This is a genomic window from Xanthobacteraceae bacterium (genome assembly GCA_019454205.1).
GTDB lineage: Bacteria > Pseudomonadota > Alphaproteobacteria > Rhizobiales > Xanthobacteraceae.
Genome location: CP075369.1, coordinates 2,909,033 through 2,923,747, shown reverse-complemented (window position 1 = coordinate 2,923,747; position 14,715 = coordinate 2,909,033). Strand labels below are relative to the sequence as shown.

Below are 14,715 nucleotides of genomic sequence, written 5' to 3'. Positions count from 1 at the left end.
GAAGCGGTAGTTACCGGCGGCGGCGGACGCGCACATAGAGCGCACCGGCACCGCCGTGCTGCTGCGCCGACTGCTCGAAACCCACGACCAGCGGGCGGAATTCCGGCAGCGAAAGCCATAGCGGCACCTGTCGTTTCAGCACGCCGCCTTCGCTAGACCAGCCATCGCTGTCGCGTTTGCCCTTGCCGGTAATCACCAGCACCAGCGCGTGCCCGCGCGTCTGCGCGGTTTCGAGAAAGCGGTGCAGCCGCGTCTTTGCTTCCGCCTGCGTGTGGCCATGCAGATCGAGGCGCGCATCAATCTCCGCGCTGCCGCGGGACAAGCGTTGCTTGAGGCGGCGGTCGATGGGAGCAAGCGGCGGTTGCGGCGGCGCTTTCGGCTCCACGCGCACGAGCGGACGCGGCGGCTTGTACGCGCCCTTTCTGGTTTGATCATCAACGCTCAGCGCTTCAGGTTCGTCGCCGATCTTGGTGCGGCGGCCGGGCAACGGCTTGATGGATTTCGCGATCTCTTCCCAGAGCGAGCGGTCCTCGCCGCTAAGCCCGCGTTTTTTCCCGCCGCCGCTCATTTTTTCTTCGCGCCTTTCGGCTGCGCTTGTGCCTTCGGCGGTTCTTTCTTTTCTTCTTTCTCCGATTTCGGGCGCGGTTCAGGTTCGGGAATATTCTCGCTCGCCGCGATCTTCACCGGGTCGATCTCGTTCGGAACGAGAAGAAAAAATTTCCCCGGATTGCGGATGCGGCCCGCGCGCGCACCGGCTTCCGCGCCGCCGCCGAAATAAATATCGGCACGCGCAACACCGAGAATCGCCGAGCCGGTATCCTGCGCGACCATCAGGTGATTGAACGCCTGCGGCTGCTTCGTGTTCTCGAAATGCAGGCTCGATTCGATCCAGAACAGCGAACCGTAGACGTGCAGCTTTTGATCGACCGCGATCGAGCGATCCTTCACCAGTGGAATGCCTTGCGCGCCAACTGCTTCCGATTCCGGCGGCAGGTTGTCGATCACGCGAAAGAACGTGAAGGCGCGGTTCATGCGCATCAGTTCGCGGCCTTCTTCCGGATTCTCCGCGATGAACATGCGGATGTTTTCCATCGAGAGTTCTTCGCGAAGCAGGATGCCCTTCTCCACCAGCGGGCGGCCGATGGCCGTATAGGGATGACCGTTATGCGCGGAATAGTTCACGCGCATCATGGTGCCGTCGGTCAGGCGAATGCGAGCCGAGCCTTGAATCTGGATGAAGAAGGCTTCCGCCGGGTCGCGTAGCCAGACGATTTCGAGGCCGCGGTTCGCAAGCGCGCCATCCTCGATCGCAGCGCGGTCGTGATAGTCCGTGAACTTGCCGTTCACGCGATGGCCTGCTCCTGCCGTGCTGGGAAAGCCGGGGCGGAAGTTGCGCAAACCAAGACGTGCTTTCGAAATCAATTCCGGCGGGCGGCGATAGAGCGGATACGTAAAACCTTTCGTCAGCTCGCGGCTGCCCTCGACTTCGGGTTCGTAATAGCCGGTAAGCAAGCCGGTGCCCTCGCCGAGTTTCGAGATCAGCACGGGCCGAAAGTTTTCTTCGAGAAACTTTTTTATCGTGGCCGCGTCCGCTTCCTTCGGCACGGCCAGCGCGCGCGGACACACCGCGCGCAGCGCTTTTTCCATTGGCCGGTCGCCGGGCTGGTCGCGGCCTTTGAGAATTCTTTCGCAACTTTTGCGAAAGCCCGCGAAGACCTGCGTGTGATCGTCCTCGGCCCAGCCGTTCAGTTCGGAGAAGGAGACAAACTGATATTCGGCGTCGGCGAAACCGAGCACGTTGGGATGCGCGGCGGCCGACATGGCACCGCCCGCGAGCAGAAGTAGGGAAAGAAGAAGACTGCGCTTGGCCGCGACCGGCGCCATGCGATTACGGCGCTTCGTTCTCGACGAGCTTCCAGTTCGGATCCGCGGCGGTTACGTCGCGCGCGAACGTCCACACATCGGCGGTTTCGGTCAGGCCGTCGGCGCTGCCGTCGACGATGTTGCCGTCCTTGTCGCGCGTGATCGAGACGAGGGTCGCAACGAAGCTGACCGTCACCTGCGCCTCGCGGCCTTCGAGCACGGCATTCGTCAGTTCCGCCTTGTCGAGCGAGACGAAGCGGGTTTCCATCTTCTGTCCCTTCGCTTCGCGATCGTTGAGCGCGGCGGCGAATTCTTCGAACAGGTCCTTGCCAAGCAGGTTGCGCAACGTCTTGCGGTCGCCCTGCGCAAACGAAGTGACGATCAGTTCGTACGCACCCTTCGCGCCTTCGAGGAAGGATTTTGCGTCGAAGCTGCGATCGACGGCAGCGATGGCGCTGAGACCGGCCGCGAGCGGCGTACCCGCGGCGGCAATGCCGGCCCAGCGGTCGCCGGTGATGGGTTCGCGCTCGGTTTCACGGCGGGCCGCGGTTTCTTCGGTGCGCGGCGAAGGAATCGGCTTATCCGGCGCAGTCGCCGGTTTGACCGTTTCGCGCGCGGAATACGGGTCGTAGGGCGGGCGCTCGCGGCCGGTTCGTGTACCCAGCACGCTGCGCAAGCGCAGGAAGATGAATACCGCCAGGGCGAGGAAGATGATCGTGTAGATGTCGAAGACGCCGTTCATCGCTTTATCGATCCCGCCAAAGCGGCCCTGGTTCGCGCTTTCCCGCCGGAATATGGGGGTTTTCGCAACGGTTTCCAGCCTCAGGCTGCGTTTCAACCCTGCGGCATAACCAACGGGGAGCGTAAACGATCCCCCTTGCCGCGCCAACAGACTGTATTTCGCAGGAAAGGGGCTTTCTTGTGCCCCATCGGGCCGCATGGTAGCGACCCGCCCTCACCCGGCGCGGCACGCAAGCGCCACAGCGGATGGATACGATGAGCGGACAGAACGGCGGTTCCGGCGAGACCAAGGCTCCCGGCCTCTTGATCCTCGGACAATATGTGAAGGATCTCTCCTTCGAGAATCCGAACGCGCCGCAATCGCTGATGGCACCGCCGCAGCAGCAGCCGGCCATCGACATTCAAATCAACGTGAACGCCAAGGCGCTCGCCGAGAACGATTTCGAGGTCGAGCTGAGCGTCGAGGTGAAGGCCGAGGACAAGACCGCGAAGCGTGTGCTGTTCGTGCTCGAACTGGTTTATGCGGGCGTATTCCGCCTGAGCAATGTGCCGAAGGAAAACGTGCAGCCGCTGGTGCTGATCGAATGTCCGCGGCAGCTTTTCCCGTTCGTGCGGCAGATCGTGGCGGAGTCGGTGTCCAGCGGTGGCTTCCCGCCGATCATGCTGCAGCCGGTGGATTTCGGCGCGCTGTATCAGGCCAAGATGGTTGGGGCCGCCGGCGCTCCCGGCGCAGCAAAGCCTTCGTAAATCTGAAAATCAGCGCGCGGTCTTCTTCGCGCCGTCCAGATAATCGAGCCAGACCGCCTTCTCGCCAAGGCCGCCGATGAAATTCGCGTGCGCTTCGGCTTCCGCATTCGAGAGTTTCGATTCTCGCGCCGCACGACGCGCAGACGTAGACACCACGGCCGTCGTCTGCGTAATGCGGACTTCCTCGACCAGATTGAAGCCGGCCTGACGGCCGCCGTTCAATTCCGCATAAACTTCCGCAAGCAACTCGGCGTCGAGCAGCGCGCCGTGCTTGGTACGGCGCGAATTGTCGATACCGTAACGCGCGCAGAGATCGTCGAGCTTGTTGCCGCCGCCGGGATGCTTGCGGCGCGCAAGCGCCAGCGTGTCGATCACGCGGTCGCGCGAGGGCACGGGTAGTCCACACTTCTTCAATTCGTATTCGATGAAGGTCATGTCGAATCCGGCGTTGTGCGCGATGAGTTTCGCGTCGCCGATGAACTCCAGAAACTTTTCCGCGACTTCGGCGAAGACTGGCTTGTCGGAGAGAAACTCCTCGCTCAGGCCGTGCACCGCCTCGGCCTGCGGGGGCATGTCGCGTTCGGGGTTGATGTAGGCGTGAAAGGTCGCGCCGGTGGGAATGCGGTTAAGCAATTCGACGCAACCGATCTCGACGATGCGGTCGCCGGTCGCCGGGTCGAAGCCGGTGGTTTCCGTATCGAATACGATTTCGCGCATCTAGTTTTCCTTCTTGCGCCAGCCGGGACGCAACACTTCCGAGAGCACTTCATTCACCCGGTTTCGGGCGAATTCGAGTCCCTGCCCCGTGTCGATCACGAAATCCGCGCGCGCGCGTTTTTCCGAATCGGGGGTTTGACGCGCAAGGATGGCCTCGAACTTTTCCGCCGTCATCCCCGGGCGCGCGAGAACGCGTGCCCGCTGCACGGCTTCCGGCGCACTCACCACCACGACCGCGTCGAACTTCGAGGGATCGCCGGTTTCAAACAGCAGCGGGATGTCGAGCAGCACGGCCTTTGCGCCGCCCGCTTTTGCCTGTTCCATGAATTGCGCGCGCAGCTTCCCGACCAGCGGATGCACGATCTTTTCGAGGCGCGTGAGTTCGGCGGGCTTGCCGACAACCTGCTTCGAGAGCGCTTCGCGGTCCACCGCACCGTTGTTCGTCGTGCCGGGGAATGCCGCCTCGATCAGCGGCGCGGCCTCTCCTTTATAGAGTTCGTGCACGGCGGCATCGGCGTCGAACACCGGCACGCCTGCTTCCGAAAACATCTGTGCGGTCGTGCTTTTGCCCATGCCGATGGAGCCGGTGAGGCCGAGAATCTTCATCTGGGGGCGTCTTTTTCGAGGTCGGCGACGATGAGCGCGCGCAGTTCTTTCGTCACTTGCGGCAATACGCCGAACCATTTTTCGAAGCCGGGCACCGCCTGGTGCAGCAACATGCCAAGGCCGTCGATTGCCTTCAGTCCGCGTTCCCTCGCCTGACTAAGCAGCGCGGTTTCGAGCGGCGCATAGACGAGATCATAGACGGCAGCAGTTTTTTTCATTGAAGAAAGATTTATTTCGAGCGGCGGCTGGCCCTTCATGCCAAGCGAAGTCGTGTTGACGAGAAGATCCGCGGAGAAAAGCGATGCTTCAACATCGTTGGAGTTTGCGATGTTCGCTTCGATTTTTATTTCGCGAACCAGTTGCTCCGCGCGCTCGCGCGAACGGTTTACGATGGTCAGCTTTTCGACGCCGCTTTCCTTCAAGCCGTAGGCCACGGCGCGGGCCGCGCCGCCCGCGCCGAGAATAACGGCATGTGTGGTTTGCTTCGCCCAGCCGGGAAGCGAGTCTTCGAGATGTGCGAGGAAGCCACGCACGTCGGTATTGTCGGCGCGCAGCATTCCGTTATCGAGCCACAACGTATTCGCGACGCCAAGCGCGCGCACGACAGGCGTCGATTCGATTGCGTGCCTTGCTGCGGCTTCCTTGTGCGGAATGGTTACGTTACAGCCGGCAAATCCGCTCGAGGAAAAATTCCGGAGAAACGCATCAATCTCGTCCGGCTTCACTTCATGGCGCACATATTCGCCGTCGATGCCGTGCTGCTTCAGCCAGTAGTTATGAATCAGCGGAGAGCGCGAATGCGCGATGGGATACCCGATGACGCAGGCGCGTTTCGTCACGACACGACCAGCCCGGCCTTGCGGCAATAGGCGAGCAGCGGCAGCAAGGGCATGCCGAGAATCGTGAAGTGATCGCCTTCGATCTTCTCGAAGAGATGCACACCGAAACTCTCCAGCTGATAACCGCCGACGCTCGACATCACACGCTCGCCCGAGCTCGCGAGATAGGCATCGAGAAAATTGCCGCTCATCGCATGTATGGTGAGGTGCGCCGTGGAGACGGTTTCAAACACCACGTCGCCGTCGCGCACCAGCGCAATCCCGGAGTGAAGCGCGTGGGTCTTGCCGGAGAGTGAAAGTAATTGCTCGCGCGCGCCGTCGAGCGATTTCGGTTTGGAATAGCGGCGCTCGCCGAGCGCAAGCGTCTGGTCCGCGCCAAGCACGAGTTTTCCTTTTTGCCGCCGCGAGGTTTCGCGCGCCTTTTCGCGTGCGAGCAGAAGTGCCGCGCCGTCGGGCTTCGCTGCTTCCCGCGGCGAAGCCGCTTCGGCTGCGCGTTCGTCGATGTCGGCGGGATCAATCACGAGCGGAATCCCCGCCGCTTCGAGCAGCATGCGGCGCGGCGCGCTTTTGGAGGCAAGCACCAGCGGTTCTGCGATCCAGAGCGTCATGTCGTGGGTGCGCCTTCGCGGCGGCGATCCTGCAACAACGAGATCACCGCGGCGGCGGTTTCCTCGATGGAGCGGCGCGTCACATCGATGATCGGCCAGTTGTGGGCCGCGCAGAGTTTTTTCGAGAGTGCGATCTCATCGGACACCGAGTGGCGGTCCACATAATTCGAGTCGGCCTGATGCGCGTTCAGGCCGAGCAGACGGTTCTGGCGGATCTGGACGATGCGCTCCGGGCTGGCGATCAGCCCGACCACCAGCGGCTTCTTTATATGGTCGAGTTCGGACGGCGGCTCGATCCCCGGCACGAGGGGCACGTTCGCGGTCTTGATGCCGCGGTTCGCGAGATAAATGCTGGTCGGGGTTTTCGAGGTCCGGGAAATCCCGATCAGCACCACGTCGGCTTCGTCGAGGTTTTCCACGTGCTGCCCGTCGTCATGCATCAGGGTGTAGTTGAGCGCGTCGATCCGGCGGAAATATTCGGCATTCAGCATGTGCTGGCCGCCCACGCGCGGGGTCGTTTCGGTTCCGAGATAAGCCTGAAACAGGTTCAATACGGGGCTTAGAATCGAGAGGCACGGAATACTTTTCTCCTGACAGAAGCTCTCAAGCCGGTCATTCAATACCGGGTCCACCAGCGTATAGAGCACGATACCGGGCCGGGCCTCGATATCGGCCAGCACCGGCTCGAGCTGCTTCACGTTCCGGATCAGCGGATACACATGCTCGATCGGCGAAACGGTCGAATATTGCGCCGAGGCCGCGCGGCCGACCGCCAGCAACGTCTCGCCGGTCGCGTCGGAAACGAGGTGGAGATGGAAATAGCTTTCCGTTTTCGACGTCACGGCGGAACATCCATCGAACTGTGAATTGCTGGGGAGAAGGCCACGCCGTTTTGCCCGGCGCAAGGGCGGCCGGGGATAGCGGCCGGTCAGGGCGGATAACTATTTCGCGCGCGTCAAAATTGACCCTGTCTGTGCACAACGGGAATTCGCTATGGAAGATGAGGAAGTACATGCAGGAGCGCGCTTCAAGGCGGTTGTGAACTGCGTGAATTGTTGAAGGGATGGAGAAGTCCGTGGAGGAAAGGTTTGTCCACGGATTCGAGGGGTCAATAAGACTCTACAAAAGATTCTAGAAAAGATTCTTTTCAGGGAAGGAAATCGCGACGTGAAGGGAAAGTTCCTCCGCGTTCTGGACGGCGAGAAGTTCGCGGTACCGCCGCTCTGGATGATGCGGCAGGCAGGGCGTTATCTTCCCGAATATCGCGCAACGCGTGCGCAGGCCGGCGGCTTCGTTGATCTTTGCCTCAATCCCGCACTTGCTTCCGAAGTGACGTTGCAGCCGATCCGTCGCTTTCAGTTCGATGCGGCGATTATTTTCTCCGATATCCTGATCGTTCCGTACGCGCTTGGTGCGAAGCTGTGGTTCGAGGAAGGCGAAGGCCCACGGCTGGAGCCGGTGAACGATCGCGCGTCGTTCGCGAGATTCGGCGAAGCGCTGGATCGTAATATCGTTGAGCGTGTCTATGAGGCGCTCGCACAGACGAAAGCGGCTTTGCCGGGCGAAACCGCGTTGATCGGCTTCTGCGGCGCGCCGTGGACGGTTGCGACCTATCTGGTGGCCGGACGAGGTACCGAAGATCAAGCGCCGGCGCGGCTGCTCGCCATGCAAGAGGAAGCGCTGTTTCAGGAAATCATCGACCGGCTGGTGAAGGCTTCCGCGCATCACCTGATCGGTCAGCTTCGCGCGGGCGCCGATGTGGTGCAGATTTTCGATACCTGGTCAGGCGTGCTGGATACCGTTTCGTTCGAGAAATGGTGCGTGAAGCCGGTTGCGGAAATCGCGCGGCTGGTTCGCGCGGAGGTACCCGGCGCGAAGATCATCGTGTTTCCGAAAGGCGCGTCGCTTGCGAACACAAAGAAGGTTGCCGAGGCGGCGCAGGCAACGGCAGTCGGTTTCGACTGGATTACGGATCGCAAGGAAATGGCTGTGAACTTCGGGGAGAAGCTCGCGCTGCAAGGAAATCTCGACCCTTTGGCGCTGATTGCCGGAGGTGAAGCGTTGGATAAGTCTGTCGATAATGTGTTGGCGGATTTGCGGGGAACGCGGCACATCTTCAATCTCGGCCACGGCATCCGGAAGGAAACGCCGGTCGAGAACGTGGAGCGGATGATCGCAAGGGTGAGGCGTGCATGATTCCGAAAAGTGGGAATCGGTTTTCGGATCAGATCATGCGCCAGGAAAGAATCTGAGCATGTATCTCTGGATCAAGGCCCTGCACGTCATCGCGGTCATCTCGTGGATGGCGGCGATGCTCTACCTGCCGCGCCTGATGGTCTATCACTGCGCGGCGCAGCGCGGCTCGATCCAGTCGGAAACCTTCAAGCTGATGGAGATGCGGCTCCTCAAGCTGATCGCGTTACCCGCCATGATCCTGACCTGGCTGACAGGCCTCTACCTGCTCTACGAAAGCGGCGCGTGGCGGCAGGGGTGGATGCACGGCAAGCTGCTGCTCGTGATCGTGCTGTCGGGCATGCACGGCATGCTGTCGCGCTGGGTCAAACAGTTCGCCGCCGATACGAACGAACGCCCCGAACGGTTTTACCGGATCGCGAACGAAGTCCCGACACTGCTCATGATCGGCATCGTTATTCTGGTGATCGTCCGCCCGTTCTGAGGGCCAGTTTTCCGGACTTGCGCGGCCGCCCCGTTTTCCCTATTTTCCGGCTGCCTTCCTACACAAGCAGGCTTTCCGCTCCCGCCGGGCATGTTTCGCATTCCGGCCGCGGCTCCGGGCAAAAATCCCTCCCCTAATCCCGGCAGACCTGCACATCCCCCGACTGCAATGACGGCGGCGTTGACCGCCGAAGAGGTATATCCCCATGCGGGAAATCAAACTCCAGGAACTCAAAGCCAAATCCCCCGTCGAGCTGCTCGCAGTCGCGGAGGAACTACAGGTCGAGAACGCCAGCACGCTGCGCAAGCAGGAGCTGATGTTTGCGATCCTCAAACAATACGCCGCCAAGGAAGTCGACATCGTCGGCGAAGGCGTCGTCGAAGTGTTGCAGGACGGCTTCGGCTTCCTGCGTTCGCCGGACGCGAATTATCTCGCCGGCCCGGACGACATCTACATTTCGCCGTCGCAGATCCGGCGCTTCTCGCTGCGCTCCGGCGATACGGTCGAAGGCCACATCCGTTCGCCGAAAGATGGCGAGCGCTATTTCGCGCTGCTCAAGGTCAACACGATCAACTTCGAAGACCCGGAGAAAGCACGCCACAAGGTGCACTTCGACAACCTGACGCCGCTCTATCCCGACGAGCGGCTGAAGATGGAAATCGACGACCCGACGCGGAAAGACAATTCCGCGCGCATCATCGATATCGTCGCTCCGCTGGGTAAAGGCCAGCGCGGTCTGATCGTCGCGCCGCCACGCACGGGTAAAACCGTGCTGCTGCAGAACATCGCGCACTCGATCACCAGCAATCACCCGGAGTGCTACCTGATCGTGTTGCTGATCGACGAGCGCCCGGAGGAAGTCACCGACATGCAGCGCTCGGTGAAGGGCGAGGTCGTGTCCTCGACCTTCGACGAGCCGGCGACGCGGCACGTGCAGGTCGCGGAAATGGTGATCGAGAAAGCCAAGCGCCTGGTCGAACACGGCCGCGACGTGGTGATCCTGCTCGACTCCATCACGCGTCTTGGCCGCGCCTACAACACCGTCGTCCCCTCGTCGGGCAAGGTGCTGACGGGCGGCGTCGACGCCAATGCGTTGCAGCGTCCGAAGCGCTTCTTCGGCGCCGCGCGTAACATCGAGGAAGGCGGCTCGCTCACCATCATCGCGACCGCGCTGATCGACACCGGCTCGCGCATGGACGAAGTGATCTTCGAGGAATTCAAGGGCACGGGTAACTCGGAAATCATCCTCGACCGCAAGGTTTCGGACAAGCGCGTGTTCCCGGCCATGGACATCACGCGCTCCGGCACGCGCAAGGAAGAACTGCTGGTGCCGCCGGATCAGCTCAAGAAGATGTATGTGCTGCGCCGCATCCTCAACCCGATGGGCACGGTCGATGCGATCGAGTTCCTTATCGACAAGCTGAAGCAGACCAAGAACAACGGCGACTTCTTCGAGAGCATGAATACCTAAGCCGCTCTCGAACGCAGAAAAAAAAAGCCCGGTGGAAACACCGGGCTTTTTTTATTTGGTTGCCGGAATGGCTATGCGCCTTGGCGCATTCTCCGCGCAGAATAAATCGCAAAGGCGGTCGCCGAGGCATACATCGCCAGCGTGTAGACGCCCGGCACGATGGATGCGGCGGAGTTGTTCAGCACGTTGAGCGCGATGTAGATCGCGAGCGCGGTGTTGTGGACGCCGATCTCCATGGCAATCGCGGTTGCCTGCCTGTCGGGCAGGTTCAGCGCACGCGGCAGGAAATATCCCGACGCCATGCTGACCAGGTTGAACAGGATGCAGGCGAGGCCGACCGCGATGATGCTGTCGAGGAGCGTGCGGCGCTCCAGCCAGATCGCTGCGAGGATCAATATGCCGAGGATCAGGACGGAGAACAGCTTGATCGGCTTCTCGGCCTTCTGCGCGAAAGCTGCCGAACGCGAGCGGACGAACATGCCGATGATCACCGGCACCAGAATGATCGCGCCGACCTCGATGATTTTCCTGAGCGGCGGCGGCACGTATTGGCCTGCGCCGAGGAAGTAGTCGAGCGAGAGGTTCAGCACGATCGGCAGCGAGATCAAACACAGGATGCTGTTCACGGCCGTCAGCGTGATGTTGAGCGCAACATCGCCCTTCGCAAGATGGCTGTAGATGTTTGCGGTCGCCCCACCCGGAGAAGCCGCGAGCAGCATCAGGCCGATCGCATGGTTGGGCGAGAGTTTCAGCGCGACCGCAATGGCAAAAGCCGCGAACGGCAGGATCACGACCTGCAACAGCAGCCCGAAGCTGACGGCGAGCGGATAGCGCGCGACGCGCTTGAAGTCTTCGAGCGTGAGGCTCAGGCCAAGCCCGAACATGATGATGCCGAGCGCGACCGGCAGCAGCAGGTCGGTCAGGATGGATGCTTGCATGACGTTCGCCCCCGCGAATTTGTTGCTGGCAGCAAGCTATGGAAAGCACGAATGCGAAGCAATCCGCAGTGCAGTAAGCGCGTGCTACGTCGCGAGCGCTTCCGCCAGTTTCGACGGGTGCGTGATCGGCAGCGAGCAGGTCTCTCCGCGGCAGATGAAAGCCGCGCCCTCGCCTTTCGCAGCGGCGACCTTTTCCCGCGCCGGATGACCGGCGGGAAGCGAGGACTCGTCCGGCGCGCGAAGCAACACGCTTGCAAGGAAGGATTGTACAAGCGCGGCCTTCGCGAATTCTTCCGCGCGGTTTCCGGTCACGACGATTTCGGTCAGCCGCAACCGCGAATCGAGCGCGGCCAGCAGCGCGGCATGGCCGAACAGGTTGGCGACCGCCAGCGGCAGCACGCCTTCGAACAGGCGGTCGGCTTTTTCTTTATAGGAATATTGTCCTGTTAGCGCGGCAAGGCGAATCAGGCTCTGCGCCATCCATGCATGGGGGTTCGGGATGGCATCGTCGCGGGTCGAGGCGGGGCGGAGGATCAGCTCGTTGCCGTCATCGGCGGTCAGGAAGTAGCCGCCGGTTTCCGGGTTGGCGTGGTGGCGCTCCAGCAGCCCCTCCCATTCGGCGGCACGTTCGAGGTAACCGTGCTCGCCCGTCGCGCGATGCAATGCGAGCGCGGCGCGGATCATCGAGCCGTAGTCGGACGACAGGCCGGGAAACAAAAGACCGCCTGCCCTGTACGAATGACCGAGGCGCGCCCCCTTCGCCATCGAGTCGGAGACGAAACGAAAAGCGCGCGCGCCTAAATCAATCCATGATGGCTCGTTGAACATCGCGCCGGCGTTGGCCAGCGCGGCAATCATCAGCCCGTTCCAGTCGGCGAGCACCTTGTCGTCGAGGCCGGGGCGGACTCGTTTTGCGCGTGCTTCGAGAAGTTTCGCGCGGAGCGGAGCGAGTTGCGTTTCCTCGTCATCGGAAGCGCTGCCGGAGAGCAGCCGGTTCGGAATGTTGTGGCCTTCGAAGTTGCCGCTCGGCGTAATGTCGTAGGCCTTCGCGAAGGCGGCGGCGTTTTGCGCACCGAGCACGCGCTCCACCTCGGCCAGCGACCAGACATAGAACTTGCCTTCCTCGCCTTCGGAGTCGGCGTCCAGGCTGGAGGCAAAACCGCCGCCCTCGACGATCATCTCGCGCTTCAGCCATTCGACGGTTTCGCGCGCGCGTCGGCGGAACAGGTCGTCTTTGGTCCTCTGCCATGCGAGCGCGAGCAGCTCGAGGAGCTGCGCGTTGTCGTAGAGCATCTTCTCGAAATGCGGGACCAGCCAGCGGTCGTCGACCGAGTAGCGCGCGAAGCCGCCGCCGAGGTGATCGTAGATGCCGCCCTCGCACATTTGCCGTAGCGAGACGATGACCGCGCTGAAGAATGGTTCGGAGGCGGTACGTTCGCTTGCCCGCTCCCCTGCTCGCCAGAGCATTTCGAGAATCGCGCTTTGCGGAAACTTCGGCGCGCCGCGGATGCCGCCCTTCTCCATGTCGAACAGGTTGAGAAACTGGTTCGCCAGGTGGTTCAGTTCCTCGACGCCGATGGTCACCTTCCCCGCCGGCCGCGCTTTTTCGCGAAGCGCGCGCACGAGCGCGTCGCGGTTCTTGCCGACCTTCTCCGGCTCCTCGCGATAGATGCGCGAAATCTCGCGCAGGACGTCGGTGAAGCCGGGCCGCCCGTATTGCGCAGTCTTCGGAAAGTACGTGCCGCCCCAGAACGGCTTGCCGTCCGCGTCGAGAAACATGGTGAGCGGCCAGCCGCCCTGTTCGCCGAGATGCTGGAGCGCACTCATGTAGATCTCGTCGACCTCGGGACGCTCCTCGCGATCGACTTTGATGTTCACGAACAGATTGTTCATCACCGCCGCGGTCGCCTCGTCCTCGAAGCTCTCGTGGGCCATTACATGGCACCAGTGGCACGCGGCGTAGCCGATGGAGAGCAGGACGGGCTTGTTCTGGCGCTTGGCTTCGGCAAATGCTTCCGGGGACCATGGCCACCAGTGAACCGGGTTATCCTTGTGCTGGATCAGGTAGGGACTGGTCTCGTTTGCGAGGCGATTTTCGGACATGCGATTTTCTAACACGACGATCTGGAGAGCGTTCGCGTGAGCGAGGATACGATTTATGCGCTTTCAAGCGGGCGGCTTCCGGCGGCCATAGCGGTCGTAAGAATCAGCGGACTCAACGCTCGAGTCGGACTCGAAACATTCGACGTGAAATTACCGGAGCCGCGCCGCGCCGCGCGCGCGCGCCTCATCGACCCTGATTCACGTGAAACAATCGACGACGCACTGGCGCTCTGGTTTCAGGGACCGCGCAGCGAGACCGGCGAGGACATGGTCGAGCTGCATCTGCATGGCGGCCGCGCCATCCTCGCGCGGGTTTTTGCGGTGCTGGGGACATTGCCCGGCTTTCGCCCCGCCGAAGCCGGAGAGTTCACGAAGCGCGCGGTGCTGAACGGCAAGATGGACCTTTCTCATGCAGAGGGTCTTGGCGATCTCGTCTCCGCGGAGACGGAAGCACAGCGCCGTCAGGCCATGCGTCAGTACGAAGGCGCGCTGTCGAAGAAGGTGGAGGCGTGGCGCGAGCGGCTCATCGAGGCGATGGCGCTGATCGAAGCGAACTTGGATTTTTCCGACGAAGCAGATGTGCCGGAGAATCTGATCGCTCCCGCTGCGGAGGCCGGGCGGGCAATGCTCTTAGAGATCGAGGCGGCGCTTGCCGATGCGCGCCGTGGCGAGCGTCTGCGCGAAGGTTTTTCCGTTGCGATCACTGGGGCGCCGAACGCAGGCAAGTCGACGCTCCTGAATGTGCTGGCGCAGCGCGATGTGGCGATTGTCTCCGATATTCCGGGCACGACCCGCGACGCGCTCGAAGTAGCGCTCGATCTGAACGGCGTGCCGGTGGTGCTGGTCGATACGGCGGGCATCAGGGATACGGCTGATCCCATAGAGCAGGAGGGCGTACGCCGCGCGATGAAGCGCGCGGAATCGGCAGATCTCGTTCTGCTGCTCGAGGCTGCGAATGGTGAAACAATTTCTCTTACCGCGCAGCCGCATCAAACGATCTGGCGTATCCGGACCAAAGCCGACCTGATCGATTCAGACTCGAAACGACCCTTGAGTCCGCAGGGTTCCCTTTCGATTTCCGCAAGGACCGGCGCAGGAATCGACGAGCTGCTGCGGCGGCTCTCCAAAGAAGCCGAACGCTTCGCCGGCGAGCCTGCGCTGGTGACGCGCGAGCGCCAGCGCGTTGCCTTGCGTGAAGCAGCGGAGCGGATTTCTTCCGCGCTTTCGTTGGCCAAGCCGGGCCAGGAAGAACTCTTTGCCGAGGAACTGCGGCTCGCCGCCCGCGCGCTCGGCCGCATCACGGGGCGGGTCGACGTCGAAGACGTGCTCGACAAGATTTTCAGTTCTTTCTGTATTGGTAAATGAAAGGTTAACGCGCGCCACGCGCGCGGCATGAGGGTGTTTC

The 14,715-nt window shown here is 61.9% G+C and carries 15 protein-coding genes; 5 read left to right on the top strand and 10 right to left on the bottom strand.

The genetic code is table 11. The features are described 5' to 3' along the window. Positions 1-10 precede the first annotated feature (10 nt). Genes KF794_14810 through KF794_14800 form a run of 3 tightly spaced genes read right to left on the bottom strand, consistent with a single transcriptional unit; the run spans position 11 to position 2,605 of the window. Entirely contained in the window at positions 11-568 is a 558-nt protein-coding gene (locus KF794_14810; GenBank protein ID QYK44997.1) for a Smr/MutS family protein, read from the bottom strand. Continuing rightward, entirely contained in the window at positions 565-1,884 is a 1,320-nt protein-coding gene (locus KF794_14805; GenBank protein QYK44996.1) for a murein transglycosylase A, read from the bottom strand. The genes KF794_14810 and KF794_14805 overlap by 4 nt, the downstream gene beginning before the upstream one ends. Positions 1,885-1,888: 4 nt before the next feature. Further along, entirely contained in the window at positions 1,889-2,605 is a 717-nt protein-coding gene (locus tag KF794_14800; GenBank protein ID QYK44995.1) for a Tim44 domain-containing protein, read from the bottom strand. 254 nt (positions 2,606-2,859) lie between these two features. On the opposite strand from KF794_14800, the gene secB reads away from it, so the two are divergent. Beyond that, on the top strand, positions 2,860-3,351 hold the full coding sequence (gene secB / locus KF794_14795; protein QYK44994.1) for a protein-export chaperone SecB: 492 nt from the start codon (positions 2,860-2,862) through the stop codon (positions 3,349-3,351). A 9-nt stretch (positions 3,352-3,360) separates the two neighbouring features. Here secB and dnaQ read toward each other — a convergent pair whose 3' ends face one another. The 5 genes from dnaQ to KF794_14770 are packed head-to-tail and all read right to left on the bottom strand — an operon-like array spanning position 3,361 to position 6,963. Continuing rightward, entirely contained in the window at positions 3,361-4,068 is a 708-nt protein-coding gene (gene dnaQ, locus KF794_14790; GenBank protein ID QYK44993.1) for a DNA polymerase III subunit epsilon, read from the bottom strand. Then, positions 4,069-4,674 carry a dephospho-CoA kinase gene (gene coaE, locus KF794_14785; protein QYK44992.1) on the bottom strand — a complete coding sequence of 202 codons (606 nt, stop codon included), beginning with the start codon at positions 4,672-4,674 and terminating at the stop codon, positions 4,069-4,071. Then, positions 4,671-5,513, bottom strand: a complete 843-nt coding sequence (locus tag KF794_14780; GenBank protein ID QYK44991.1) for a shikimate dehydrogenase — start codon at positions 5,511-5,513, stop codon at positions 4,671-4,673. Before KF794_14780 ends, coaE begins: the two co-directional genes overlap by 4 nt. Next, positions 5,510-6,109, bottom strand: a complete 600-nt coding sequence (locus KF794_14775) for a Maf family protein (protein ID QYK46727.1) — start codon at positions 6,107-6,109, stop codon at positions 5,510-5,512. The genes KF794_14780 and KF794_14775 overlap by 4 nt, the downstream gene beginning before the upstream one ends. A gap of 8 nt (positions 6,110-6,117) precedes the next feature. Next, positions 6,118-6,963, bottom strand: a complete 846-nt coding sequence (locus KF794_14770) for a kinase/pyrophosphorylase (GenBank protein QYK44990.1) — start codon at positions 6,961-6,963, stop codon at positions 6,118-6,120. Positions 6,964-7,288: 325 nt separating this feature from the next. Between KF794_14770 and hemE the strand changes: the two genes are divergently transcribed. The 3 genes from hemE (at position 7,289) to rho (ending at position 10,269) form a co-directional block, all read left to right on the top strand. Next, on the top strand, positions 7,289-8,317 hold the full coding sequence (hemE, locus tag KF794_14765; GenBank protein QYK44989.1) for a uroporphyrinogen decarboxylase: 1,029 nt from the start codon (positions 7,289-7,291) through the stop codon (positions 8,315-8,317). A gap of 58 nt (positions 8,318-8,375) precedes the next feature. After that, on the top strand, positions 8,376-8,798 hold the full coding sequence (hemJ, locus tag KF794_14760; protein QYK44988.1) for a protoporphyrinogen oxidase HemJ: 423 nt from the start codon (positions 8,376-8,378) through the stop codon (positions 8,796-8,798). A 205-nt stretch (positions 8,799-9,003) separates the two neighbouring features. Next, positions 9,004-10,269 carry a transcription termination factor Rho gene (rho, locus tag KF794_14755; protein ID QYK44987.1) on the top strand — a complete coding sequence of 422 codons (1,266 nt, stop codon included), beginning with the start codon at positions 9,004-9,006 and terminating at the stop codon, positions 10,267-10,269. Positions 10,270-10,340: 71 nt separating this feature from the next. Here rho and KF794_14750 read toward each other — a convergent pair whose 3' ends face one another. After that, on the bottom strand, positions 10,341-11,207 hold the full coding sequence (locus KF794_14750; GenBank protein ID QYK44986.1) for a bile acid:sodium symporter family protein: 867 nt from the start codon (positions 11,205-11,207) through the stop codon (positions 10,341-10,343). A gap of 84 nt (positions 11,208-11,291) precedes the next feature. After that, the gene (locus tag KF794_14745; GenBank protein QYK44985.1) at positions 11,292-13,310 is read right to left on the bottom strand and encodes a thioredoxin domain-containing protein; all 2,019 of its coding nucleotides are present in this window, start codon (positions 13,308-13,310) and stop codon (positions 11,292-11,294) included. Between the two features lie 21 nt (positions 13,311-13,331). Here KF794_14745 and mnmE point away from each other — a divergent pair, with 21 nt between their 5' ends. After that, positions 13,332-14,675 carry a tRNA uridine-5-carboxymethylaminomethyl(34) synthesis GTPase MnmE gene (gene mnmE / locus KF794_14740; protein QYK46726.1) on the top strand — a complete coding sequence of 448 codons (1,344 nt, stop codon included), beginning with the start codon at positions 13,332-13,334 and terminating at the stop codon, positions 14,673-14,675. Positions 14,676-14,715: the final 40 nt, after the last annotated feature.

Excerpts from the sequence above, each read along its gene's own strand:
- KF794_14810 (QYK44997.1), bottom strand. The coding sequence starts at position 568 with ATGAGCGGCGGCGGGAAAAAACGCGGGCTTAGCGGCGAGGACCGCTCG.
- KF794_14805 (QYK44996.1), bottom strand. The coding sequence starts at position 1,884 with ATGGCGCCGGTCGCGGCCAAGCGCAGTCTTCTTCTTTCCCTACTTCTG.
- KF794_14800 (QYK44995.1), bottom strand. The coding sequence starts at position 2,605 with ATGAACGGCGTCTTCGACATCTACACGATCATCTTCCTCGCCCTGGCG.
- secB (QYK44994.1), top strand. The coding sequence starts at position 2,860 with ATGAGCGGACAGAACGGCGGTTCCGGCGAGACCAAGGCTCCCGGCCTC.
- dnaQ (QYK44993.1), bottom strand. The coding sequence starts at position 4,068 with ATGCGCGAAATCGTATTCGATACGGAAACCACCGGCTTCGACCCGGCG.
- coaE (QYK44992.1), bottom strand. The coding sequence starts at position 4,674 with ATGAAGATTCTCGGCCTCACCGGCTCCATCGGCATGGGCAAAAGCACG.
- hemJ (QYK44988.1), top strand. The coding sequence starts at position 8,376 with ATGTATCTCTGGATCAAGGCCCTGCACGTCATCGCGGTCATCTCGTGG.
- rho (QYK44987.1), top strand. The coding sequence starts at position 9,004 with ATGCGGGAAATCAAACTCCAGGAACTCAAAGCCAAATCCCCCGTCGAG.
- KF794_14750 (QYK44986.1), bottom strand. The coding sequence starts at position 11,207 with ATGCAAGCATCCATCCTGACCGACCTGCTGCTGCCGGTCGCGCTCGGC.
- KF794_14745 (QYK44985.1), bottom strand. The coding sequence starts at position 13,310 with ATGTCCGAAAATCGCCTCGCAAACGAGACCAGTCCCTACCTGATCCAG.